The following is a 23,837-nucleotide window of genomic DNA, read 5'->3' as shown; positions in this document are numbered from 1 at the left end:
TTGAGTATTTTAACCTTGGTCTTTATTATCAGCAGCCATTAACTCCAGCAGATTTCCATCAGGATCCCGAAAGAAAACAGATTGTGATGGCTGACCTGAACTCGTTTCACGGGGCACCGGGCCATGGATTATTTCGATATCGTTTTTCTCAAGTAGCTCTAACACGCTGAGAATTGTCCCTCCCCACCGGAAGCATAAATCAGCACTCCCTGGCATTGGCCTTTTAGCTACAAGTTCCACGCCATTCTCAACCTGATGTAAACTCAGGACAATATCACCCAGCGATACCTGCCTTACAAGCAGTTTCCCAAAGGGGGCGTACTCTGCATGAATTTTTGCACCAAACAATTTATCGTAAAAACAGTAAGATACTTCAAGGTCGGCAACAGTTATTGCAACATGATCAATGAGAGTTATTTTGTTCACAGGTGAACACCTTACGCTATACGTCGTTATGTCTCTGACACGGAACTGAGCACCTGAAAATTGTCGTTGATACGACAGCCCAGTTTCTGCCCCAGTTCCGGCAGGGTTCGTTCAAAAAATCCTCTTATCGCGTCCCTGAAGGCTTTCGCTGACGCAAAATACCGGTTATTCCGCACATGCTCATTCATCACCTTCCACAACCGTTCTGTCGGGTTCAGGTTCGGGCTGTACGGCGGCAGATAATGCAGTTCAATATTCATCACGAAGGCCCAGTCCTTAACCAGCGATGCCCGGTGATAAGGCGCACCGTCCAGTATCAGATGCACTTTCTGCGACACCGGATAAGTCTGGCGAACTGCAATAAAAAAACGGCAGATAGCATCCGCATTAATCTGCGGATAATCACGGGTCACCGTCCGGGCCAGGTCGTTCACGCTGAGGGCGCTGATGATGTTCAGGCGGGTCCGGCTCCCGGTGGTTTTCACCGCTTTCAGTTCCCCCTTTCTTATCCAGCCACAGCTCAGCTTCGTTGACTGCGTCGGATGTACCGCATCCATAAACAGAATGGGTTCGCTGTCACCGGCAGCCTGCTTCAGCGCTTCATAATGCGTCATGAACTGCTGCTGTTGTGCCGGGCAGAACTTATGGGGAATACCTGACGGTTTTTTCCAGGTGAACCCGTTGCGGTGAAGCCACTTATTCATACCCGGAATGCTGTAGCGCACACCGAAGCGGTCACGGACAAGCGACACGATACTGGCCGTCGTGATGTGAACAGTGTCAGTCAGAAGCTGACGAAGTTCGGCAGACTCCCCGGGAGTCAGATGCTCCTGCGAACCGCCGTTATCAGAGGTGAGCTTACCGTCGCTGAGATAATCCGATAGATGACGCAGAACCGTGGTCTCATGAATGAGCTGAGACTGCGCAATCATGGCAGGAGACCAGCCCTGAGCAGAAAGCAGCACGCAGCGTATCCGGTCGCAGACACGGCGGTCACGACTCTGCCGGTGCTGAGCCTCAAGGGCGGCAATCTGTGCGGAGGTCAGTTTTACGTTCATGGCCTGAGCATGATCCTCAGCACCGACGAAATCAAGCAGTTTCAATGATCACGGGTATAGCTCGATATAACCAACGGGAAAGAAAAAAACACTCCCGCCAGATACATGGTGATTTTCATTAGGATGGGGGTCAAAAAAGCGCCCCAAAGTATTCTGATGCCCATCCGCTTCGTCGTCAGGCCGCTGCGCCACGTTTTACCAGGCAGCATACGGACAACGGCGCATGATGCCAGCACCGAGAATAGCTGGCAGAATAGCAGGATTGCCGCCTGCGGCACCGTCAGGGGAATTATCCAGGCGTTGGTAATAGCAAAGGCGATAATCAGCGGGCCGACCGCATAGCGGCCAAAAATAAAGATAACCGCATACATCATACTTAGCGGTAGCCAGGCGAGGAAAATTTGGTTACCGTCGATCGTGGCCTGAGGTGAAATAAACCTGGCGAATGGAATCGTAATTAAACAAACTATCAGCGCGAGTAAAGTCCTCCTGATATTAATGTTAAATTTACCTGTCATTGTTGTTAATAAAAGTTCCACACAGAAATTATATTTAATATACGAATGGTATGTTGGTTAATTATGGCAGGCAAGGTAATAAGTCAGGGAAAATTCTTAAATTACATTTTATCCTAATAACAGGAGATTTGCTGACGTAAGCACAAAGTGCTTTACGCTGGCGGAGAAGAGAAAACAAAAAACCCCCGCCGTAGCGAGGGTTTCTAATTTGGTGGAGCTAAGCGGGATCGAACCGCTGACCTCTTGCATGCCATGCAAGCGCTCTCCCAGCTGAGCTATAGCCCCAACAGAACGTTTCAAAACCAAACCTGATGGGAACAGGATTTGGTGGAGCTAAGCGGGATCGAACCGCTGACCTCTTGCATGCCATGCAAGCGCTCTCCCAGCTGAGCTATAGCCCCGTAACATGAAACGCGTCGTGTTGACGGGCGGCATAATATGAATTCCTTCGTCAGGTGTCAACGGCAAAATCACCCCTCTTAATTCGATCGCTGAAAAAGCAGGCAAATAGCTGACATTGCGAAGCTTATCGCATGGAGAAGCTAAACATGTCACTCTTTCGTCTAAAAGGATGCTATAACATGAACAACTAATTCCCACATTTTTACTCAGGAAATAGTATGCTCAAGGAACGAATGACACCTGAAGAAATCGCCCATCTCACCGGCTTCAGCCGGCAGACGATCAATAAATGGGTACGCAAAGAAGGATGGCAAACATCCCCCCGACCCGGCGTGCAGGGCGGCAAAGCCCGACTCGTGCACGTCAACGAGCAGGTGCGAGATTTTATTCGCAGCGCACAGCGCGTGGCGGAAACGCCCCCCTCCTACACCACCGTTGAAAACGACCTTGAGCCGCTGCTGCTTACGCTGAGCAAAGAGATGACTCCCGGCGAACAGAAAAAGCTGATGTCGCTGCTGCTGCGTGAAGGCATCACCGGTTTACTTCAGCGCCTGGATATTCGCGACCAGTAATATGATGATGAAATTAAAAGATAAGATGACTCCGGCGGAGCTTGCGGAATGCCTCGGCCTTGCCAGACAAACTATTAACCGCTGGGTCAGAGAGCAAAAGTGGCGCACGGAGGCGATTCCCGGCGTCAAAGGTGGTCGCGCCCGTCTCATCGTTGTCGACAGGCCGGTTCTCGATTTTCTGGCAAATATTCCCGCGCTGCGGCACCTGATTGCCGACTATCAGCTGGCAGAACCGCCTGGCCACTATTTTATTAACGATGCCGGGGCTATCTGGCGGCAAATCGCCGAGACGCTTCATCTGATGACGCCGGAAAAGCAGCAGCGTTTGCGAGACTTTCTTGCGAGGGAAGGCATTAGCGGATTTTTATCGCGTCTGGGGATTAGCGGCAACCGGTCGAAAGAGTAAAAAAAACGGCAGGAATACCTGCCGTTATGCGTAGCTTAATACTCAGGACTGCTGGCTTTCGCGTTCAGCGATAAACGCCAGCGCTTTGTTGATGCGTTCCACGCTGCGGGATTTACCAATCGCGTGAACGGTTACGTCGAGGGCTGGAGATTGTCCGGCGCCGGTAACCGCAACGCGCAGCGGCATCCCAACCTTGCCCATCCCAACTTCCAGCTCGTCCGCCGTCGCCTGAATAGCGTGGTGCACGTTTTCTGCCGTCCAGTCGGTCACGGCAGCCAGCTTATCGCGTACGACTTCCAGCGGCTGACGCGCAACCGGGCGCAGATGTTTTTTCGCCGCATCGGCGTCAAACTCGGCGAACTCTTCATAGAAGTAACGGCAGCTTGCCGCCATCTCCTTCAGCGTTTTGCAACGCTCGCCGAGCAGCTTCACCAGCTCAGCCAGCTGCGGGCCGTTGCGGGTATCGATATTTTCCTGCTCGATGTGCCACTGCAGATGCGTTGCCACATACTCCGGCGCCAGAGAGTTAATGTAGTGATGGTTCAGCCACTGCAGCTTCTCGGTGTTAAACGCGCTGGCGGATTTGCTGACCGCGCCGAGGGAGAAGAGCTTAATCATCTCTTCACGGGTGAAAATCTCCTGATCGCCGCTGGACCAGCCCAGGCGTACCAGATAGTTGAGCAGCGCCTCGGGCAGGTAGCCATCGTCACGGTACTGCATCACGCTCACCGCGCCGTGGCGTTTGGAGAGCTTTTTACCGTCATCACCGTTGATCATTGAAACGTGCGCATATACCGGCACCGGCGCGTTCAGTGCTTTAAGGATGTTGATCTGGCGCGGGGTGTTGTTGATATGATCTTCACCACGGATCACGTGCGTGATCGCCATATCCCAGTCATCCACGACGACGCAGAAGTTATAGGTCGGGGAACCGTCGGTACGACGAATGATCAGATCGTCCAGCTCCTGATTGCTGAACTCAATCGGTCCGCGGATCTGATCGTCAAAAATAACGGAACCGTCCTGCGGGTTGGCAAAACGCACCACGCACGGTTCGTTATCCGCATGATGTTCGTGACCATGGCGGCAGCGCCCGTCATAGCGAGGTTTTTCGCCGTTGGCCATCTGCTCTTCGCGCAGCGCATCCAGGCGCTCTTTAGAGCAGTAGCATTTATAGGCCGTGCCCGCTTCCAGCATTTCATCAATAACGGCGTTGTAGCGGTCAAAACGTTTCGTCTGGAAATACGGGCCTTCGTCCCATTCCAGATTCAGCCAGTTCATCCCATCCATAATGGCTTCAATTGCTTCCGGCGTGGAGCGCTCGAGATCGGTGTCTTCAATACGCAGTACAAACTCACCGTCGTGGTTGCGGGCAAAAAGCCAGGAGTAGAGTGCAGTACGCGCGCCGCCAACGTGCAGATAGCCTGTCGGGCTGGGCGCGAAGCGAGTTTTGATTTTCATGAAATGGCCTTACGTTTAATAAAGATGCCGACAACCGGCAGAGTCTGTTGGTATTTATGGGGGAATATTCTAACACCGTAGGCTGATTCCTCAATGGCGTTCCCGCCTGAACCTCACGCTTTGCCGTTTTTGTTTATAAATCATGCGCCGCGGATGCTTTCGCGATCGTTTTGTTTAATTTTACGACGAACGAACAAATTATTCAGAAAAGGCGTTGACTCATTTTCAACTCTCCCTATAATGCGACTCCACACAGCGGGGGTGATTAGCTCAGCTGGGAGAGCACCTCCCTTACAAGGAGGGGGTCGGCGGTTCGAACCCGTCATCACCTACCAACTACTTTACGTAGTCTCCGCCGTGTAGCAAGAAATTGAGAAGTGGGTGATTAGCTCAGCTGGGAGAGCACCTCCCTTACAAGGAGGGGGTCGGCGGTTCGATCCCGTCATCACCCACCACTTTCTCGCCAGCTGGATTTCTTGCAATAAAATGAAGTACCGAAGTGGGTGATTAGCTCAGCTGGGAGAGCACCTCCCTTACAAGGAGGGGGTCGGCGGTTCGATCCCGTCATCACCCACCACTTCGGGTCGTTAGCTCAGTTGGTAGAGCAGTTGACTTTTAATCAATTGGTCGCAGGTTCGAATCCTGCACGACCCACCATATTCAGAAAAAAGCGCCTTTTGGCGCTTTTTTCGTTTCTGAGCACCATGCTCAACCGTGCAGGATGAGAACCTGCTGCAGGTTCGACAAAATCGCCGGGAGCGATTTTGCATCGCCGCTCGCGGCGACCCGTAGGGCGAGTCTCAGGATGAGACGAGTGATATCCTGCACGACCCTGCACGCCCGCTTTTTTCGTTTCTGAACACCACGCCCGTCTCCACGGACTCACGCCTCACCGCTGATACAGCGGATCGTCAGTTCTACCCGCGGTCAGCGAACTTCCCTCTTCACGCACCACCTCCCACAGCGCCTGCGCGGCGGTTGAGAGCGAGCGTTTCTTGCGCCGCGCCAGCATCAGCTGCCGCTCAACAACCGGCATTAGCCGCCTGACCCGCAAATGGCTGCCCTGCGGGAGAGGCAGCGCCAGCGCCGGTAAAACGCTAATCCCAATCCCTGACTCCACCATCGGAAACAGCGTCGCCGGATGCCCTATCTCCTGCACAATATTGGCGTCAATGCCAAAGCGCGCCAGCGCGGCGTCAATCAGCGGCCGGCTGCCGGAGGCGTAATCCTGCAATACCAGCCGCTGGCGGTGAAGATCCTGCCAGCCCACCGATGCTTTTTCGGCAAAAGGATGATCCTCCCGACACAAAAGCAAAAACGGTTCCGACAGAACCGTCTCACACTGTAAATCCGCTGCGGCGCCCGGATCGATAACAATGCCAAAATCCACCTCGCCCTGGCGAATGCTCTCCAGAACCCACTGCTGGGGGCGATCGTGGAGCACAAAATCAATCTCCGGGTAGCGCTGGTTGCTATGGGCAATACACTGGGGGATCAGATGGGCGGAAATAGTCTGGCTGGCGGCAACCCGCACGGTTCCCGTCAGCTGCTGACCCACGCGTCCGGCGTCGCGCAGCGTACTGTTCAGCTCGTCCAGCAGCCGCTCAAGCCGCCCCGCCAGCTGATTCCCCGCTTCGGTCAGCACCACCTCCCGGGTGGTTCTGTCCAGCAGCCGCACGCCGGTCTGATGCTCCAACTCCTTGACGCTGTGGCTCACCGCCGACTGGCTGAGCCCAATCATCTCCCCTGCCCGGCTGAAGCTTCTCGCCCTGGCGACGGTGACAAATACCTTTAACTGACGCAGCGAATAATTCATCTTTTTTATTCATGAATAGATGCAATAAATCGATTTTATTTCTCAAACTAAAAAAAGCACAATAGCGAAATCGATTTTCAGGAGCGTTTATGAAATTTTTCCGCATTCTTGATCCCTTTACCCTCACCCTGGTTACCGTCGTCCTGCTGGCTTCCTTTTTCCCGGCGCGCGGCGGATTTGTCCCCTTCTTTGAGAATTTAACCACTGCGGCTATTGCCCTGCTGTTCTTTATGCACGGCGCAAAGCTCTCCCGTGAGGCGATTATCTCCGGCGGCGGCCACTGGCGTTTGCATCTGTGGGTAATGTGCAGCACCTTTATCCTCTTCCCCGTTCTGGGAGTGCTGTTTGCGTGGTGGGCGCCGATAAACGTCGATCCGGCGCTCTATACCGGCTTTATTTATCTCTGCATTCTGCCCGCAACCGTGCAGTCAGCGATCGCCTTTACGTCGCTGGCCGGCGGCAACGTGGCGGCGGCCGTATGCTCAGCCTCGGCATCGAGCCTGCTGGGGATTTTCATTTCTCCGCTGCTGGTTGGGCTACTGATGAATCTGCACGGCGCCGGCGGCAGCCTGGAGCAGGTCGGCAAGATTATGCTGCAGCTTCTGCTGCCGTTCGTCCTCGGCCATCTCTCCCGGCCATGGATCGGCGCGTGGGTAGCGCGGAATAAGAAATGGATTTCAAAAACCGATCAAACCTCAATTCTGCTGGTCGTCTACTCGGCGTTTAGCGAAGCGGTGGTGAACGGTATCTGGCATAAGGTTGGTCCGGGTTCGCTGCTTTTCATCGTCATCGTCAGCATCGTGCTGCTGGCCATCGTTATCGCCATCAATACCCTGGTGGCGCGTAAATGCGGCTTCAATAAAGCGGATGAAATTACCATCGTCTTTTGCGGATCGAAAAAGAGCCTGGCAAACGGGATCCCGATGGCCAACATTCTCTTTCCAACGTCAATACTGGGGATCATGGTGCTGCCGCTGATGATTTTCCACCAGATCCAGCTGATGGTGTGCGCCGTGCTGGCACGACGCTACAAACGGCAGGCAGAGGAGCGGCTGGCGCGCGAAAAGGCCAGCGCCCCCGAGGCTTAACGCGGCCGCCTGAGGGGCTGAACCAGCTGGGTCAGCCCTTCGGTTTTAATTAATAAGGTTAACGCCATCAGCTCGCCAAGATGGCCGGCGGGAAACTGCTCCTTACGAGCAAACCACAGCAAATACTCTTCAGGCACGTCAATCAAACGACGGCCCTTATATTTACCAAACGGCATTTCCGTATTAGCAATCTCGATGAGCAGTTCTTTATCCACGTTAATCTCCCAGCAGCCGCAGCATTTCGGCTTCGTCGATCACCGCAATCCCCAGCTCCTGAGCTTTAGCCAGCTTCGACCCCGCCGCTTCCCCGGCAATCACCAGATCGGTTTTCTTTGATACGCTGCCCGCCACTTTCGCCCCCAACGCCACCAGCCGCGCTTTGGCGTCATCCCGGGAGAGCAGGCTCAGGCTGCCGGTCAGGACCACGGTTTTGCCGGCAAACGGGCTATCGATCTCTTCGGCATTGACCACCACCGGCGCGGGCCAGCGAACGCCCTCCGCGAGCAGCTGGGCGATAACCTCGCGGTTGCTCTCCTCAGCAAAGAAATTGCGCACGTGGGTCGCCACCACAATCCCAACATCAGGCACCTTCTGCAGGTCGTCAATGGAAGCCTGTTCGAGGGCCTCAATCGTCGCAAAATGCGCCGCCAGCCCCGCGGCCGTTGCTTCGCCGACCTCACGAATGCCAAGCGCGTACAGGAAGCGGGCAAAGGTCGTCTCTTTCGATTTTTCCAACGCATTAACCACGTTTTGCGCCGACTTTGGCCCCATGCGCTCAAGGCCGGTGAGCTTACCCGGGCTTAAGCGGAACAGGTCGGCCGGCGTGTGCACGTACTCTTTCTCAACCAGCTGGTCAATGATCTTCTCGCCCATGCCCTCAACGTCTAACGCGCGGCGGGAAACGAAATGCTTTAAGGCCTCTTTACGCTGCGCGCCGCAAATTAATCCGCCGGTACAGCGCGTCACCACTTCGCCTTCCACGCGCTCAACGTCCGAATGGCACACCGGGCAATGGGTCGGGAAGATAATTTCCCGCGTCTCCTCCGGGCGCTCGGAGAGCACCACGTTAACCACCTGAGGAATCACGTCTCCGGCGCGGCGAATCACAACCTTATCGCCAATTCGCAGACCCAGGCGTTCAATTTCATCGGCGTTGTGCAGCGTGGCGTTACTCACCAGCACGCCGGCTACGTGGACCGGCTCAAGGCGCGCCACCGGCGTGATGGCGCCGGTACGGCCAACCTGAAACTCGACGTCACGTACGAAGGTCATCTGCTCCTGAGCGGGGAACTTAAAGGCGACGGCCCAGCGCGGGGCGCGGGCGACAAAGCCGAGCTGCTCCTGAAGCTCAAGGGAGTCCACCTTGATCACCACGCCGTCGATATCGAAACCTAGCGTCGGGCGGTCCTCCTCAACCTTACGATAGTAAGTAAGCACTTCCTCTGGAGTACGGCAGAGCTTTACGCGATCGCTGACCGGCAATCCCCAGTCCTTAAACTGCTGCAGACGCCCGGAATGACTCGCCGGCAGCTCGCCACCTTCCAGCGTACCCACGCCGTAGCAGAAGAAAGTAAGCGGTCGCTTCGCCGTAATCCGCGGATCGAGCTGACGCAGGGAGCCAGCGGCCGCATTGCGCGGGTTAGCAAAGACTTTCCCGCCGGTGCGACGCGCCTCGTCGTTAATTTTTTCGAATCCGGCCTGCGGCAGGAACACCTCGCCGCGCACTTCCAGCCGCGCGGGGATATTGTCACCGCGCAGCTTCAGCGGGATCGCGCGAATCGTGCGCACGTTGGAGGTAATATCCTCCCCGGTGGTGCCGTCGCCGCGCGTGGCCGCCTGCACCAGCACGCCGTTTTCGTACAAAATACTCACGGCCAGCCCGTCCAGCTTCAGCTCGCAGCAGTAGACCAGATCGTCGCTGCTTTTCAGCCGGTCCTGAACGCGCTTGTTAAACGCGAGGAAGCTCTCTTCGTCAAAAACGTTATCCAGCGAAAGCATCGGGACTTCATGACGAATCTGGCTAAAGGAGGCCAGCGGAGCCGCCCCCACGCGTTGAGTCGGCGAGTCGGAGACGATGAGCTCGGGATGCAGGGCTTCCAGCTCGCGCAGCTCGCGCATCAGCCGGTCGTATTCCGCATCGGGCACTTCAGGGGTGTCCATAACGTGGTACAGATATTCATGATGGCGAAGCGTGGTTCGCAGTTCAGTCAGTTTTTGTTCGATCGGTTCCATATCGCACCATCAATGATAAAAAACCCCCGACGGGCGGGGGTTCAGGATTGGGAGACGAAACGCAGGTCGGTGAATCAGGCGTTAGCCTCTTTCACTTCACGAATACGGTCTTGATATTCACGCATTTTCTGCGGAGTCATCATCCGACGCTGATCGTCCAGCACCACGCCACCGACTTCGTCGGCGATGTACTGGGCGGACTGCAGCATCAGCTTAAAGTTTTGCAGCTCATCACCAAAGGACGGCACCTGCATAAAGATAGTGACCCCAGGCGTCGTCATATTCGCCATGCTGTCCGGGTTAAAGGTACCGGGTTTCACCATATTAGCCAGGCTGAACAGGACCTGGCCGCTGCCGTCCGGGCTGAGATGGCGATGGAAGATATTCATATCGCCAAACTTGAAGCCCGCCTGCTGGATGCTGTTGATCAACACCTCACCGTTGATCTGCGAGCCCTGATGCGCCGACACGTTCATCACGATAACCGTCTCTTTGCGCTCTTTTGGCTGCGGAGCTGCCGGCGCGGGTTCAGCGACTACCGGTTCAGGCGCCGGCTGAGCCGGTGTGGCAGCGGCGGGCTGAGCCGGAGCAGGCTGCGGCGCGCTCTGCGCCACCGGCTGCTGAGGCGCCTGCTGCTGCGCGACTGGCGCGGCTGGCTGGTGCGGCACGGGCTGATAATGCTGAGGCGCGCTGGTTTGCGGCTGCGGGGCCTGCTGCTGGTGCGGATACTGCTGGTGCTGAGCAGGCTGCGGCTGACGAACGGGCTCTTCCGCACGCACGGGCGGCTGCGCCTGACGTTCGTAAGGCGGCTGATACTGGTGCTGTGGCGTCTGACGCGGTGCCTCTTGCTCCCCACTGTGGCCATTTGGCGCGTGGTTAACCCGGTGAACGCGAACTTCACCTACGCCATCGTCATCAAAGTCATCGCTTTCAGACTCTTCGTCATCGCGAGACTTCATACGTTTTAGTGGGCGATCGCGAAACATCGAGGAACGTTCTTTACGGCTGGTCCAGAAACCGTGTACCAGTAAAGCGATTATGGCGATCGCGCCAACAATGATTAATATCAGACGCAAATCCTGCATCATTATATTCTCTGTTGTTCTAACACCTTGCCACCACGGCAAACATTTACTTACTAAGAGTATTTGTCGATTACGCCGAGTGCAAGTGGGTCTGCCCCTTTCACTACATAAAGATGAACTAAATCGTGCTTTTTGCTGCTTTTTCGAACATTTCCTAACTGGTTATTGTCGGGCAACCCGATAAAATAAGCGGGCATTCGGCCTGAATGTTCAAAAAGGAGCATTGCCTGACCATGGTTTCAACATCCGCAACTTCCCCGCGTAGCGGCATTTACTATTTTTCGCAGGGCTGGAAACTGATCGGGCTGCCGGGAATTCGTCGTTACGTATTCCTGCCTTTATTAGTCAATATTATCCTGATGGGCGGCGCCTTCTGGTGGCTGTTCACGCGTCTTGATAGCTGGATCCCCTCGCTGATGAGCCACGTGCCGCAATGGCTGAGCTGGCTCAACTATCTGCTTTGGCCGCTAATGGTCATTTCGATTCTGCTGGTCTTCGGCTACTTTTTCTCGACTATCGCCAACTGGATCGCCGCTCCGTTCAGCGGCCTGCTGGCGGAGCAGCTGGAGGCGCGATTAACCGGCGCCACGCCTCCCGACGTCGGTATATTCGGCATCGTGAAAGATGTCCCGCGCATTATGAAACGTGAATGGCAAAAGTTTGCCTGGTATCTGCCGCGCGCAATTATCCTGCTGATCCTGTACTTCATTCCAGGCATCGGCCAGACCGTTGCGCCGGTGCTGTGGTTCCTGTTCAGCGCGTGGATGCTGGCCATTCAGTACTGCGACTACCCGTTTGACAACCATAAGGTACCGTTTAAAACCATGCGCGAGGCGCTGCGTACGCGCAAAGTTACCAATATGCAGTTTGGCGCGCTGACCAGCCTGTTCACCCTGATCCCGGTCCTCAACCTGGTTATCCTGCCGGTGGCCATTTGCGGCGCAACGGCGATGTGGGTCGACTGCTATCGCGATAAACACGCGATGTGGAAATAGGTTATTCCGGATGCGCGCAGGCCTATGGATGGGCCACAATCGGTACTCTGCGGAGCCGCATCTTCAAGCGCTGGCGGGCCACGGCTTATGTCGCGCCTTATTCCTTCTGGCTTGCCATTATTTCCCTTACGAATATAGATATGCTAAATCCTTACTTCCGCATATTCTTTAAGCGGGTATGCTGAAGCCGTACTCCCAAATTTCATACAGTTAAGGACGGGCCATGAGTAAGATTTTTGAAGATAACTCCCTGACTATCGGTCATACGCCGCTAGTCCGACTGAACCGAATCGGTAACGGACGCATCCTGGCAAAGGTTGAATCTCGCAACCCGAGCTTTAGCGTCAAATGCCGTATCGGTGCCAATATGATTTGGGATGCTGAAAAACGCGGAGTATTGAAAGCCGGCGTTGAGCTGGTAGAGCCGACCAGCGGCAATACCGGTATCGCCCTCGCCTACGTCGCCGCAGCCCGCGGCTACAAGCTGACGCTGACCATGCCGGAAACCATGAGCATCGAGCGCCGCAAGCTGCTGAAAGCGCTGGGCGCCAACCTGGTGCTGACCGAAGGCGCGAAAGGCATGAAAGGGGCGATTCAAAAAGCCGAAGAGATCGTTGCCAGCAACCCGGAAAAATATCTCCTGCTGCAGCAGTTCAGCAACCCGGCTAACCCGGAAATCCATGAAAAAACCACCGGCCCGGAAATCTGGGAAGATACCGATGGCCAGGTTGACGTCTTTATCTCTGGCGTCGGCACCGGCGGTACGCTGACCGGCGTGAGCCGCTACATCAAAGGCACCAAGGGCAAAAAAGATCTGATTACCGTGGCGGTCGAACCGACCGATTCACCGGTGATCGCCCAGGCGCTGGCAGGCCAGGAACTCAAGCCGGGCCCGCACAAAATTCAGGGGATCGGCGCCGGCTTTATTCCGGGCAACCTCGATCTGAAACTGGTCGATAAAGTGGTCGCCATCACCAACGAAGAGGCAATCTCCACCGCCCGCCGCCTGATGGATGAAGAAGGTATCCTCGCCGGTATCTCTTCCGGCGCCGCCGTCGCCGCCGCGCTTAAGCTGCAGGAAGATGAGGCCTTTACCAATAAGAATATAGTGGTTATCCTACCTTCTTCTGGTGAGCGTTATTTAAGCACGGCCCTGTTTGCCGATCTCTTCACAGAGAAAGAACTGCAACAGTGATGCCAGCTTGTAAGTATCGTGTAAAAAAGCACCTTTTTAGGTGCTTTTTTGTGGCACACGTCAAAGTTTTACCCCTCCTGGCATTGATTCACCGCGTAGGGTCTGGTATTTAACCAGCACATTTATTTTGATGCGCGAAATTATTCATAATTGGATTTCCATAAGCTGAATCGATTTTATGATTTGGTTCAAGTCTTCCTTTCGCGGCATAATGTTTAATGACGTGCCAGACGTCAACGGCCAGATGGTCCTCACAGCGGTTAACCGCTGCCGACACCTTAGCCAGACACGTAACGCCGGCGCTAACAATACAGGCTAAAGCCTGGCCGTTAGGCTAGACTTTAGGTCCACAACACTAAACCTATAAGTTGGGGAAATATAATGTTCCAGCAAGAAGTTACCATTACCGCTCCGAACGGTCTGCACACCCGCCCTGCTGCTCAGTTTGTTAAAGAAGCAAAAGGCTTCACTTCTGAGATCACTGTAACCTCCAACGGCAAAAGCGCCAGCGCCAAAAGCCTGTTCAAACTGCAAACTCTGGGCCTGACTCAGGGTACCGTCGTCACCATCTCCGCTGAAGGCGAAGATGAGCAGAAAGCAGTTGAGCATCTGGTAAAACTGATGGCTGAACTCGAGTAAGTTCACGGGTTCTTTTTAATATCAGTCACAAGTAAGGTAGGGTTATGATTTCAGGCATTTTAGCATCCCCGGGTATCGCTTTCGGTAAGGCTCTCCTGCTGAAAGAAGACGAAATTGTCATCGACCGGAAGAAAATTTCTGCCGATAAGGTTGACCAGGAAATTGAACGTTTTCTGAGCGGCCGCACCAAGGCCTCCGCCCAGCTGGAGGTCATCAAAACCAAAGCTGGTGAAACTTTCGGTGAAGAAAAAGAAGCCATCTTCGAAGGGCACATCATGCTGCTGGAAGATGAGGAGCTTGAGCAGGAAATCATAGCCCTGATTAAAGATAAGAACATGACTGCCGACGCGGCAGCGAATGAAATTATCGAAGGCCAGGCTACCGCTCTTGAAGAGCTGGATGACGAATACCTGAAAGAGCGTGCGGCTGACGTACGCGATATTGGTAAGCGCCTGCTGCGCAACATCCTCGGCCTGGCTATCATCGATCTGAGCGCGATTCAGGATGAAGTCATTCTGGTTGCCGCCGATCTCACCCCGTCAGAAACCGCACAGCTGAACCTCAACAAGGTGCTGGGCTTTATCACCGACGCGGGCGGCCGTACTTCCCACACCTCCATCATGGCGCGCTCCCTTGAGCTGCCGGCAATTGTCGGCACCGGTAGCGTCACCACGCAGGTGAAAAACGGCGATTATCTGGTTCTTGACGCGGTCAACAACCAGGTTCTGGTTAACCCGAGCAACGAACAAATTGAAGAGCTGCGCGCTCTGCAGGCCCAGGTTGCCGAAGAGAAAGCCGAGCTGGCGAAGCTGAAAGATCTGCCGGCGATTACGCTCGACGGCCATCAGGTTGAAGTGTGCGCCAACATCGGTACCGTCCGCGACATCGACGGCGCCGAGCGTAACGGCGCGGAAGGCGTAGGCCTGTACCGTACCGAATTCCTGTTCATGGACCGCGACGCGCTGCCGACTGAAGAAGAACAGTTTGCGGCCTACAAAGCGGTAGCCGAAGCGTGCGGCTCTCAGGCCGTTATCGTTCGCACCATGGATATCGGCGGCGATAAAGAGCTGCCGTACATGAACTTCCCGAAAGAAGAGAACCCGTTCCTCGGCTGGCGTGCCGTGCGTATCGCGATGGATCGTAAAGAGATCCTGCGTGACCAGGTTCGCGCCATCCTGCGTGCCTCTGCTTTCGGTAAACTGCGCATCATGTTCCCGATGATCATCTCCGTTGAAGAAGTGCGTGCACTGAAGAAAGAGATTGAAATCTACAAGCAGGAACTGCGCGACGAAGGTAAAGCATTTGACGAAACAATCGAAGTTGGCGTGATGGTTGAAACGCCGGCCGCCGCCACGATTGCGCGTCACTTAGCGAAGGAAGTTGATTTCTTTAGTATCGGAACCAATGATTTAACGCAGTATACTCTGGCAGTTGACCGTGGTAATGATATGATTTCACATCTTTACCAGCCAATGTCACCATCCGTCCTGACGCTGATTAAGCAGGTTATTGATGCTTCTCACGCCGAAGGCAAATGGACCGGCATGTGCGGTGAGCTTGCGGGCGATGAACGTGCTACACTTCTGTTGCTGGGTATGGGGCTGGACGAATTCTCTATGAGCGCCATTTCCATCCCGCGTATCAAGAAGATTATTCGTAACACGAACTTCGAAGATGCGAAAGTATTAGCAGAGCAGGCTCTTGCTCAACCGACAACGGACGAGTTAATGACGCTGGTTAACAAGTTCATTGAAGAAAAAACAATCTGCTAATCCATAAGATGCGCGGCCCAATTTACTGCTTAGGAGAAGATCATGGGTTTGTTCGATAAATTGAAATCTCTGGTTTCTGATGACAAAAAAGACACCGGAACTATTGAGATTATTGCTCCGCTCTCTGGCGAGATCGTTAACATCGAAGACGTGCCGGATGTGGTTTTTGCAGAAAAAATTGTGGGTGATGGCATTGCCATCAAGCCGACCGGCAACAAAATGGTTGCGCCGGTAGACGGTACCATCGGTAAAATCTTTGAAACCAACCATGCGTTCTCTATTGAATCCGATAGCGGCATCGAGCTGTTCGTTCACTTTGGTATTGATACCGTTGAGCTGAAAGGCGAAGGCTTCAAGCGTATTGCCGAAGAAGGCCAGCGCGTGAAAATCGGCGATCCGGTTATCGAATTCGACCTGCCGCTGCTGGAAGAGAAAGCCAAGTCTACCCTGACTCCGGTTGTTATCTCCAACATGGACGAGATTAAAGAGCTGATCAAACTGTCCGGTAGCGTGACCGTGGGCGAAACCCCGGTTATCCGCATCAAGAAGTAATTCTTGCCGCAGAAAAATGGCGCCTCCTGGCGCCATTTTTTTATCTCCGTATCGCCGAACTCAGCGGTTACCCTCTTCCCGACGGGGCAGAATCAGCTCATCGCTGCCGCGCTCCGCGGTCCAGGTCATCACCGCCAGCACCTGCTGCGCCGCGGCTCGCGCCGCTTCACCTAACGCCAGTCCGCAGACTAAACCGCTGATAAGCTCGGCGCAAAAAAGGTCTCCCGTCCCCTTCAGATCCGTTTCTACCCGCGGATGGACAACCACCTCCACCGACTCTGCCGTCACCACCAGCACGTTGATGGTGCTGCTATCGAGCCCCGGCGCGCTGGTGATAACCACCCATTTCAGCGCGTCGGACAGCAGGCTGCGCGCGGCGTTCACCGCCTCCTGCTGGCTGCGGCAGGAGATCCCGCTGAGCGTTTCCAGCTCAAACAGGTTCGGCGTGATCCCCTGGGCCAGCGGCAGCAGGTGACTGCGGTAGGCCTGCGGAATTTCGGCCTTAACGTAAATGCCGCTATCGACGTCGCCGATCACCGGATCGACCAGAATACACAGCTCAGGATGACTTTCGCGGATCCGCTGCAGCCACTGCGCCAACCGCTCAATCTGCACCGCGCTGCCCATATAGCCCGCGGTAACCGCCCGCAGCTCGCGCAGCGCATCGCGCTCTTCCAGCGCGCGCAGATAGCCAACAAACCACTCTTCAGGGATCACCCCGCCGTAGTACGTATCGTAGTGCGGCGTATTGCTGAACAGCACCGTCGGCACCGCCATAACCCGCAGGCCGTGCTGCTCGATCGCCGGCACCGCGATGCTGTTGCCCACGCTGCCGTAAACGACCTGCGACTGCACGGCAACGATATCGACCTGCAGCGCCCGGCTTTTGTCATTGAAGAGCACCGATTGTATTTCGTCTTGCTGGCCCATCCTGTCTCCTCCCGCTGGACAGCGGGTTATCCCCTGCTTATCATTCGTCTTATGCTAAAATTCATTTTGTCATAGGTCAATAATGTTCGCCGGAAAAACCGCCAATGATATCTTTGATAACATCCGTCATCTGGTGCAGAGCGGAATGCTACAACCCGGTGACCTGCTGCCTCCGGTTCGCGAGCTGGCTGCCAGACTCGCCGTTAATCGCAACACCGTTGCCGCCGCCTATAAGCGCCTGGTGACCTCCGGCCTGGCCGTGAGCCAGGGGCGCAAAGGTACGGCCATCAGATCCCCCGGTGCGCCAATGGTGCTGGAAGGCAGCGCTCAGGGCTCGGCGCTGAACGATATTTCCGGCGGCAACCCCGACCCGCAGCGTCTCCCCGACCTCAACCGCTACTTCACAACCCTCAGCCCGGCTCCCCGCCTGTACGGCAGCGCCGCCGTCGACCCGAGGCTGGCCCGCTGGGCCCACGACTGGATGCAGAAAGATGCCGGAGCTGAGTGTGAAATCAATCTCACCAGCGGCGCGATTGACGCCCTGGAGCGGCTCCTGTGCGCGCTGCTGCTGCCCGGCGATCGGGTGGTGGTGGAAGACCCCTGCTTTCTCACCAGCATCAATATGCTGCGCGATGCCGGCTTTAACGCCTGTCCGGTACCGGTTGATGACGAAGGCATGCAGCCCGCCGCACTGCAGGAGGCCTTACGTCAGGGCGCCAGGGCGGTGATTATTACGCCGCGCGCGCATAATCCCACCGGCTGCAGCCTGAGCGAAGCCCGGGCCGCGGCGATCCGTGAAATAGTGGCCCGCTATCCGCAGGTACTGGTGATTCTCGACGATCATTTTGCGCTGCTCTCATCCGCGCCGTGGCGATCCCCTCTGTCCGCGCAAACCCGGCGCTGGGCGCTGATCCGCTCAATGTCGAAAACGCTGGGGCCCGATTTACGTCTGGCGGTTGTCGCCAGCGATCCCACAACCTCAGCGGCGCTGAGGCTGCGTCTCAACTCGGGTAGCCAGTGGGTCAGCCATCTGCTACAGGATTTAGTACTGGCCTGTCTGAATGATAGTCTGTTTACCGCCTCCCTGGAGGAGACCCGCCGCGCCTACCGCCTGCGTAACGAAAGGCTGGCCAGCGCCCTTGCCCGCCGCGGTATCGATAACCCTGGCGCCGGCGATGGCCTGAACTTTTGGCTTCCGCTGTCGGCGCCGAGCCAGCCGCTGGCGCTGCGCCTGGCCCGCGCGGGTTGGCTGGTGCGCGAAGGGGAGCCCTTTGGCATTAGCACGCCGTCGCATGGATTACGGCTCTCGCTCGCCGCCCTCGCTCCCGATGAGATTGACCGGCTGGCCGAGGATCTCCATCACGCGCTCTGCCCACAAAAACCGGAGTAAGTATCATGTCAAACCCGCAGCTAAAAGCGGTCATCGAAGCCTGTGACCAGGCTATCTCAGAGGAAGATTACGCCACCTTAATGACCCACTACGCGGAAGACGCCGCGCTGGTCGTTAAGCCGGGAATGGTGGTCAGGGGAAAAGAGAATATCCGCAAGGCTTTTGTCGCAATTGCCGACTATTTTCAACATCGACTGGTGGTCACCCAGGGAAAAATGGAGATCGTTGAAGGCGCGGGGAATGCGCTGGTGATAATGGAAACCCGGCTGGATATCCCCGCCGCGGAAGGCGGCTCAACGCAGGTCACGCGGCGCGCGACCTATGTTTTCCAGCTGCAGAACCAGCGCTGGCTCTGTACCGTAGATAACTCCTACGGCACCGACCTACTGGACCTACCGCCGGCTTAGATGCCCGCGCCCTGGGCGAAGTGCTCTTCGCCAAACACGCCGGTGGAGAGGTAGCGATCCCCGCGATCGCAGACGATCGCCACAACCACCGCGCCGGGATTTTCCCGGGCAATGCGCAGCGCGCCGGCAACCGCCCCGCCGGAGCTTACGCCGCAAAAAATGCCTTCCTGAACCGCCAGCATGCGCATGGTGTTTTCCGCATCCTGCTGATGGATATCCAGCACCGCGTCCACCAGCGAGGCGTTAAAAATGCCCGGCATATACTCCACCGGCCAGCGGCGAATGCCCGGGATGCTGCTCCCTTCCTCCGGCTGCAGGCCGACAATGCTCACCGCTTTATCCTGTTCACGCAGGAAGCGTGAGACGCCGGTAATGGTGCCGGTGGTGCCCATGCTGGAGACGAAATGGGTAATGCGCCCCTCGGTCTGCTGCCAAATTTCCGGCCCGGTGGTAGCGTAGTGCGCGTAGGGGTTATCGGGGTTGTTGAACTGATCCAGCAGCTTGCCTTCGCCGCGCTGCGCCATCTCCGCGGCGAGATCGCGCGCGCCCTCCATCCCCTGCTCTTTGGTGACCAAAATCAGCTCGGCGCCGTATGCGCGCATAGCGGCGCGGCGCTCCTGGCTCATATTGTCGGGCATCAGCAGCTTCATGCGGTAGCCTTTCAGCGCCGCAATCATCGCCAGCGCGATGCCGGTATTGCCGCTGGTCGCTTCAATCAGCACGTCGCCGGGCGCGATTTCGCCGCGTTTTTCCGCCTCGACGATCATCGAAAGCGCGGCGCGGTCCTTAACGGAGCCCGCCGGATTATTGCCTTCCAGCTTGACCCAGATTTCGCTGCCGTTGTCCGGCCCCAGGCGCTGCAATTTAACCAGAGGAGTATTGCCGATGGTTTGTTCTAATGTATTCACGGTTTTTACCCAATAAAAAGGCCGGGAGGTGAGTTTACCCGGCCTGCAAACGTCCCCGGATGGCGGTGCATCCGGGCTACCCAATCCCTGCCGTCGCCTGCACGACGATAAACTGAGGCTTAAGCTATCAGGCAGATTCTGCCAGAGCAAGCTCCTCGCGCGGCTCGATGCGCTCATTGCCGTTATACAGGCGCGCGTTTTGCAAACCAACAAACAGGCGTTCGCCGCGATACGGCGCATCATTTCCGGGCAGGACCACGGTCAGCGGTTCGTCATACCACCCCAGCGGCTGCACGACTAATTGGGTGTAGTGCCCTTTCGGGCTGGCTTCCAGCACCTGTACCGGCAGCGGCGAATCGAGGCTGGTGCGGCGGCTGATATCGACCTCCCACGGGCGCAGGAACAGATCGACCGGCCCCTGGTACGCCGGGGTATAGCCCAACTGCCAGCGGTGCGCGCCAACGTGGAACTGGCCGCCGCGGATGGTGCCCTTCAGGCGGTTAACTTCGCCCATAAACTCCAGCACGAAGCGGGTGGAGGGCTCGCGCCAGACTCGTTCCGGGGCGTCGGCCTGCTCGATGCTGCCCTGGCTCATCACCACCACGCGATCGGCGACTTCCATCGCCTCTTCCTGGTCGTGGGTTACGAACACGCTGGTAAACTTCAGCTCTTCATGCAGCTGGCGCAGCCAGCGGCGGAGCTCCTTACGCACCTGGGCATCCAGCGCGCCGAAGGGCTCATCAAGCAGCAGGATCTGCGGCTCAACGGCCAGCGCGCGCGCGAGGGCCACGCGCTGTTTCTGGCCGCCGGAGAGCTGCGCCGGATAGCGATCGGCAAGATGCACCAGCTGCACCATTTCCAGCAGCTTCGTCACCTTAGCCTTGATCCCGGCAGCGTCCGGCCGCTCGCGGCGCGGCAGCACCGTCAGACCAAAAGCGATATTGTCGAACACCGTCATATGACGGAATAGCGCGTAGTGCTGGAACACAAAGCCCACTTTGCGATCGCGGGCGTGCATGCGGCTTACGTCGGTACCGTGAAAGCGAATATGGCCGCTGGACTGATTCTCCAGGCCGGCGATAATGCGCAGCAGCGTGGTTTTCCCGGAGCCTGACGGCCCCAGCAACGCCACCATCTGTCCGGAAGGGATATCCAGCGAGATATCATTCAGCACCTGGGTGCGACCAAAAGATTTCTTAATATTGGCAATCTCAATGCTCATGATTTCCCTCCAGCTGCGCGCGTTTTTCCTGATTGGCCAAACGCCATTGCGCCAAACTCTTCAAAAACAGGGTCAAAATAGCCATTAACGTCAGCAGGGCTGCGGCGGTAAATGAACCCACGGTATTGTAATCCTGCTCCAGCAGCTCAATTTGCAGCGGCAGCGATAGCGTCTCGCCGCGAATTGACCCGGAGACCACCGACACCGCGCCGAATTCGCCGATGGCGCGCGCGTTGGTCAGCACTACGCCGTACACCAGCGCCCAGCGAATATTGGGCAGCGTCACCCGGCGGAACATCTGCCAGCCCGACGCGCCGAGCAGAATCGCCGCCTCATCTTCGTTGCTGCCCTGGCTCATCATCACCGGCACCAGCTCGCGCACCACAAACGGGCAGGTGACGAAGATAGTCGCCAGCACCATGCCCGGCCAGGCAAACATAATTTGCAGATTATGCGCATCCAGCCAGCCGCCAAGCGGGCCGTTGGAGCCGTAAAACAGCAGATAGACCAGCCCCGCCACCACCGGCGAGACGGCAAAAGGGATATCCAGCAGCGTCAGCAGCAGCTGGCGGCCGGGGAAGGTAAAACGCGTCACCAGCCACGCCAGCAGCGTACCGAAGACCAGGTTCACCGGCACCGTAATCAGCGCAATCATCACCGTCAGCCAGATGGCGTGCAGCATATCCGGGTCGGCGAGATTTTGCAGGACCGGCATCAGCCCTTTACTAAAGGCCTGAACGAAGATGTAAACCATCGGCACGATAAGAATGAAGGCGGAAACCAGCACCCCGGCACCAATCAGAAACCATTTACCCCAGTTGATGCGGGGCGCGTCATAACGCTTCAATTGAGTAACTTCCGCCATTAATGACCTACCACGCGTCGACCAAAGCGACTTTGTAGGGTGTTGATGGAAAACAGCAGCAGCAGCGAGGCGGCCAGGATCACCGAGGCAATTGCGCTTGCCGCCGGGTAGTCAAACTCCTGCAGACGCACAAAAATCATCAGCGAGGTAACTTCGGTTTTCCACGCGATATTGCCGGCGATAAAGATAACCGCCCCGAACTCGCCCAGGCTGCGGGTAAACGACAAGGCCACGCCGGCCAGCAGCGCCGGAGAAAGCTCCGGCAGCACCACTTTACGAAAGCTCTGCAGACGCGTGGCGCCCAGCGTTTCCGCGGCCTCTTCATATTCAGGGCCCAGCTCTTCCAGCACCGGCTGGACGGTACGCACCACGAACGGAATGCTGGTAAAAGCCATCGCCACCGCGATACCCAGCCAGGTATAGGTGACCTTGATATCAAACTGCGCCAGCCACTCGCCGTAGAAGCCGTTAACCGAAAACAGCGACGCCAGGGTCAGGCCGGCTACCGCCGTCGGCAGCGCAAAGGGCAGATCGATCAGCGCATCAAGCAGCGTGCGGCCGGGAAAACGGTAGCGCGTCAGGATCCACGCCATCAGCAGGCCAAACACGCCGTTAAACACCGAGGCCACAAAGGCCGACAGCAGCGTCACCTTATACGCGGCAACCACCTGCGGGTTGGTAACAACGTCCCAGTACTGCCCCCAGCTCATCTGCGCCAGCTGCATCACCAGCGCGCTCAGAGGAAGCAGCAGAATTAAACAGACAAACAGCAGGCTGGTGCCGAGACTCAGGGTAAAGCCCGGCAGCACGCGCTTAGAGGCGGCAGCAAACATTACTTACGCCCCGCCGCCAGCAGTTTGTCCAGCTCGCCGCCGCTGGCAAAGTGGGTTTTCATCACCTCAGGCCAGGAGCCAAATTTGTCTTCAACGCGGAACAGCTCGGTCTGCGGGAATTTATCCTTCAGCTTTTCCATCACCTGCGGGTTGTTCACCCGGTAGTAGTAGTCGGTGACGATGGTCTGCGCCTGCGGGCTGTAGAGCCAGTTCAGATAGGCTTTTGCCGCCTTCTCCGTGCCGTTGTACTTGACGTTTTTATCCACCCACGCCACCGGGAATTCGGCAAGAATGTTGGTTTTCGGCACCACCACCTCAAAACCCTGCGCTTCATACTGCTTGCGGATATTGTTCACTTCCGATTCGAAGCTAATCAGCACATCGCCCAGCCCGCGCTCCGCGAAGGTGGTGGTCGCGCCGCGGCCACCGGTATCGAACACTTCGACATTTTTCAGGAACTGGGTCATGAACTGCTCGGTTTTGGCCTTATCGCCGCCGTCGGCTTTATCCGCTGCGCCCCATGCGGCTAAATAGGTGTAGCGCGCGTTGCCCGACGTTTTCGGGTTCGGGAAGATAAGCTTCACGTCAGAACGGACGAGATCGTTCCAGTCATGGATATTTTTCGGGTTCCCTTTGCGCACCAGGAAACCCATCGTGGAGTAGAACGGCGAGCTGTTGTTCGGCAGGCGGCTTTGCCAGTCGGCCGGGATCAGGTTGCCTTTATCATGCAGGATCTGCACGTCGGTCACCTGGTTATAGGTTACCACGTCGGCTTTTAAGCCCTGCAGGATCGCCAGCGCCTGCTTTGACGAGCCGGCGTGGGACTGCTTAATCGTCAGCTTATCGCCGCCGTTATCTTTGGCCCACTGCTGTTCAAACGGCGGGTTAAGGGCGGCAAACAGCTCGCGGGAAACGTCGTAGGAACTGTTCAGCAATTCAGTTGCCTGAGCCTGCGCAACCAGCAGTACAGAAGCCGCCAGCGCCAGATATCCTTTGTTCAGTGATTTAACGGCCATTGCGCACCCTTATAAGATTGATGACTTTCATATGGCCATAATATTTATA

The 23,837-nt window shown here is 56.4% G+C and carries 23 protein-coding genes, 6 tRNA genes, 1 other RNA gene and 1 pseudogene; 15 read left to right on the top strand and 16 right to left on the bottom strand.

Annotated elements, in window-relative coordinates:
- Positions 1–9 precede the first annotated feature (9 nt).
- The 5 genes and pseudogenes from AC1M2H_RS07600 to AC1M2H_RS07580 form a co-directional block, all read right to left on the bottom strand.
- Positions 10–426, bottom strand: a complete 417-nt coding sequence (locus tag AC1M2H_RS07600) for a VOC family protein (RefSeq protein ID WP_480147914.1) — start codon at positions 424–426, stop codon at positions 10–12.
- A 26-nt stretch (positions 427–452) separates the two neighbouring features.
- A complete protein-coding gene (locus AC1M2H_RS07595) occupies positions 453–1,484 on the bottom strand; it encodes an IS630 family transposase (RefSeq protein WP_480151833.1) in 1,032 nt (343 codons plus the stop codon).
- A gap of 56 nt (positions 1,485–1,540) precedes the next feature.
- Positions 1,541–2,002: pseudogene (locus tag AC1M2H_RS07590) on the bottom strand (MASE1 domain-containing protein); the annotation flags it as partial.
- 209 nt (positions 2,003–2,211) lie between these two features.
- Positions 2,212–2,287, bottom strand: a tRNA-Ala gene (locus tag AC1M2H_RS07585).
- Positions 2,288–2,327: 40 nt separating this feature from the next.
- Positions 2,328–2,403, bottom strand: a tRNA-Ala gene (locus AC1M2H_RS07580).
- A gap of 219 nt (positions 2,404–2,622) precedes the next feature.
- Between AC1M2H_RS07580 and AC1M2H_RS07575 the strand changes: the two genes are divergently transcribed.
- Complete coding sequence (locus tag AC1M2H_RS07575) at positions 2,623–2,976, top strand: YfeC-like transcriptional regulator (RefSeq protein WP_426811889.1); 354 nt, start codon at positions 2,623–2,625, stop codon at positions 2,974–2,976.
- Between the two features lie 4 nt (positions 2,977–2,980).
- A complete protein-coding gene (locus tag AC1M2H_RS07570) occupies positions 2,981–3,382 on the top strand; it encodes a YfeC-like transcriptional regulator (RefSeq protein WP_480151867.1) in 402 nt (133 codons plus the stop codon).
- A gap of 42 nt (positions 3,383–3,424) precedes the next feature.
- On the opposite strand, the gene gltX is transcribed toward AC1M2H_RS07570, so the two are convergent.
- Positions 3,425–4,843, bottom strand: coding sequence for a glutamate--tRNA ligase (gene gltX / locus AC1M2H_RS07565; protein WP_480150895.1), 1,419 nt, complete (start codon positions 4,841–4,843; stop codon positions 3,425–3,427).
- Positions 4,844–5,102: 259 nt separating this feature from the next.
- On the opposite strand from gltX, the gene AC1M2H_RS07560 reads away from it, so the two are divergent.
- The 5 genes from AC1M2H_RS07560 (at position 5,103) to AC1M2H_RS07540 (ending at position 5,680) form a co-directional block, all read left to right on the top strand.
- Positions 5,103–5,178 (top strand) — tRNA-Val (locus AC1M2H_RS07560).
- Between the two features lie 44 nt (positions 5,179–5,222).
- Positions 5,223–5,298, top strand: a tRNA-Val gene (locus AC1M2H_RS07555).
- A 46-nt stretch (positions 5,299–5,344) separates the two neighbouring features.
- Positions 5,345–5,420, top strand: a tRNA-Val gene (locus tag AC1M2H_RS07550).
- Between the two features lie 4 nt (positions 5,421–5,424).
- Positions 5,425–5,500 (top strand) — tRNA-Lys (locus AC1M2H_RS07545).
- A gap of 43 nt (positions 5,501–5,543) precedes the next feature.
- Positions 5,544–5,680: non-coding RNA, RtT sRNA (locus tag AC1M2H_RS07540), on the top strand.
- Positions 5,681–5,732: 52 nt separating this feature from the next.
- Here the strand turns inward: AC1M2H_RS07540 and AC1M2H_RS07535 are convergent.
- Complete coding sequence (locus AC1M2H_RS07535) at positions 5,733–6,659, bottom strand: LysR substrate-binding domain-containing protein (RefSeq protein WP_480150894.1); 927 nt, start codon at positions 6,657–6,659, stop codon at positions 5,733–5,735.
- Positions 6,660–6,748: 89 nt separating this feature from the next.
- Here AC1M2H_RS07535 and AC1M2H_RS07530 point away from each other — a divergent pair, with 89 nt between their 5' ends.
- The gene (locus AC1M2H_RS07530; RefSeq protein ID WP_480150893.1) at positions 6,749–7,747 is read left to right on the top strand and encodes a bile acid:sodium symporter family protein; all 999 of its coding nucleotides are present in this window, start codon (positions 6,749–6,751) and stop codon (positions 7,745–7,747) included.
- On the opposite strand, the gene AC1M2H_RS07525 is transcribed toward AC1M2H_RS07530, so the two are convergent.
- The 3 genes from AC1M2H_RS07525 to zipA all read right to left on the bottom strand — a co-directional run bounded on the left by AC1M2H_RS07525 (position 7,744) and on the right by zipA (position 11,067).
- Entirely contained in the window at positions 7,744–7,962 is a 219-nt protein-coding gene (locus AC1M2H_RS07525) for a DUF3820 family protein (protein WP_480150892.1), read from the bottom strand. The two genes, AC1M2H_RS07530 and AC1M2H_RS07525, sit on opposite strands and share 4 nt — an antisense overlap.
- A 1-nt stretch (position 7,963) precedes the next feature.
- Entirely contained in the window at positions 7,964–9,979 is a 2,016-nt protein-coding gene (ligA, locus tag AC1M2H_RS07520; protein WP_480150891.1) for an NAD-dependent DNA ligase LigA, read from the bottom strand.
- Positions 9,980–10,053: 74 nt separating this feature from the next.
- Entirely contained in the window at positions 10,054–11,067 is a 1,014-nt protein-coding gene (gene zipA / locus AC1M2H_RS07515; RefSeq protein ID WP_480150890.1) for a cell division protein ZipA, read from the bottom strand.
- 230 nt (positions 11,068–11,297) lie between these two features.
- On the opposite strand from zipA, the gene cysZ reads away from it, so the two are divergent.
- From cysZ to crr, 5 genes are all read left to right on the top strand, one after another.
- On the top strand, positions 11,298–12,059 hold the full coding sequence (cysZ, locus tag AC1M2H_RS07510; RefSeq protein WP_480150889.1) for a sulfate transporter CysZ: 762 nt from the start codon (positions 11,298–11,300) through the stop codon (positions 12,057–12,059).
- A 223-nt stretch (positions 12,060–12,282) separates the two neighbouring features.
- Positions 12,283–13,254, top strand: coding sequence for a cysteine synthase A (gene cysK, locus AC1M2H_RS07505; protein WP_041146648.1), 972 nt, complete (start codon positions 12,283–12,285; stop codon positions 13,252–13,254).
- A 381-nt stretch (positions 13,255–13,635) separates the two neighbouring features.
- Complete coding sequence (gene ptsH, locus AC1M2H_RS07500) at positions 13,636–13,893, top strand: phosphocarrier protein Hpr (RefSeq protein ID WP_000487600.1); 258 nt, start codon at positions 13,636–13,638, stop codon at positions 13,891–13,893.
- Positions 13,894–13,937: 44 nt separating this feature from the next.
- Complete coding sequence (gene ptsI, locus AC1M2H_RS07495) at positions 13,938–15,665, top strand: phosphoenolpyruvate-protein phosphotransferase PtsI (protein WP_480150888.1); 1,728 nt, start codon at positions 13,938–13,940, stop codon at positions 15,663–15,665.
- Between the two features lie 42 nt (positions 15,666–15,707).
- Positions 15,708–16,217, top strand: a complete 510-nt coding sequence (gene crr, locus AC1M2H_RS07490; protein ID WP_041146650.1) for a PTS glucose transporter subunit IIA — start codon at positions 15,708–15,710, stop codon at positions 16,215–16,217.
- Positions 16,218–16,277: 60 nt separating this feature from the next.
- Here crr and pdxK read toward each other — a convergent pair whose 3' ends face one another.
- Positions 16,278–17,147 carry a pyridoxine/pyridoxal/pyridoxamine kinase gene (gene pdxK / locus AC1M2H_RS07485; protein WP_480150887.1) on the bottom strand — a complete coding sequence of 290 codons (870 nt, stop codon included), beginning with the start codon at positions 17,145–17,147 and terminating at the stop codon, positions 16,278–16,280.
- An 82-nt stretch (positions 17,148–17,229) separates the two neighbouring features.
- Here pdxK and ptsJ point away from each other — a divergent pair, with 82 nt between their 5' ends.
- Both ptsJ and AC1M2H_RS07475 read left to right on the top strand, forming a co-directional pair.
- Positions 17,230–18,537, top strand: a complete 1,308-nt coding sequence (ptsJ, locus tag AC1M2H_RS07480; RefSeq protein ID WP_480150886.1) for a MocR-like B6 salvage transcription factor PtsJ — start codon at positions 17,230–17,232, stop codon at positions 18,535–18,537.
- Positions 18,538–18,542: 5 nt separating this feature from the next.
- On the top strand, positions 18,543–18,944 hold the full coding sequence (locus AC1M2H_RS07475; RefSeq protein WP_480150885.1) for a YybH family protein: 402 nt from the start codon (positions 18,543–18,545) through the stop codon (positions 18,942–18,944).
- On the opposite strand, the gene cysM is transcribed toward AC1M2H_RS07475, so the two are convergent.
- The 5 genes from cysM to cysP all read right to left on the bottom strand — a co-directional run bounded on the left by cysM (position 18,941) and on the right by cysP (position 23,788).
- On the bottom strand, positions 18,941–19,852 hold the full coding sequence (gene cysM / locus AC1M2H_RS07470; protein ID WP_480150884.1) for a cysteine synthase CysM: 912 nt from the start codon (positions 19,850–19,852) through the stop codon (positions 18,941–18,943). The two genes, AC1M2H_RS07475 and cysM, sit on opposite strands and share 4 nt — an antisense overlap.
- A gap of 127 nt (positions 19,853–19,979) precedes the next feature.
- A complete protein-coding gene (gene cysA, locus AC1M2H_RS07465) occupies positions 19,980–21,074 on the bottom strand; it encodes a sulfate/thiosulfate ABC transporter ATP-binding protein CysA (protein ID WP_480150883.1) in 1,095 nt (364 codons plus the stop codon).
- On the bottom strand, positions 21,064–21,939 hold the full coding sequence (gene cysW / locus AC1M2H_RS07460) for a sulfate/thiosulfate ABC transporter permease CysW (protein ID WP_426811876.1): 876 nt from the start codon (positions 21,937–21,939) through the stop codon (positions 21,064–21,066). The genes cysA and cysW overlap by 11 nt, the downstream gene beginning before the upstream one ends.
- Positions 21,939–22,772, bottom strand: coding sequence for a sulfate/thiosulfate ABC transporter permease CysT (cysT, locus tag AC1M2H_RS07455; protein ID WP_426811875.1), 834 nt, complete (start codon positions 22,770–22,772; stop codon positions 21,939–21,941). The genes cysW and cysT overlap by 1 nt, the downstream gene beginning before the upstream one ends.
- Positions 22,772–23,788, bottom strand: coding sequence for a thiosulfate/sulfate ABC transporter substrate-binding protein CysP (gene cysP / locus AC1M2H_RS07450; protein ID WP_480150882.1), 1,017 nt, complete (start codon positions 23,786–23,788; stop codon positions 22,772–22,774). Before cysP ends, cysT begins: the two co-directional genes overlap by 1 nt.
- Between the last annotated feature and the right edge of the window lie 49 nt (positions 23,789–23,837).

It is taken from the genome of Klebsiella sp. F11, assembly GCF_056712265.1.
The sequence above is the reverse complement of the archived record's forward strand: the minus strand, read 5'-3'. Positions and strand labels throughout refer to the sequence as shown.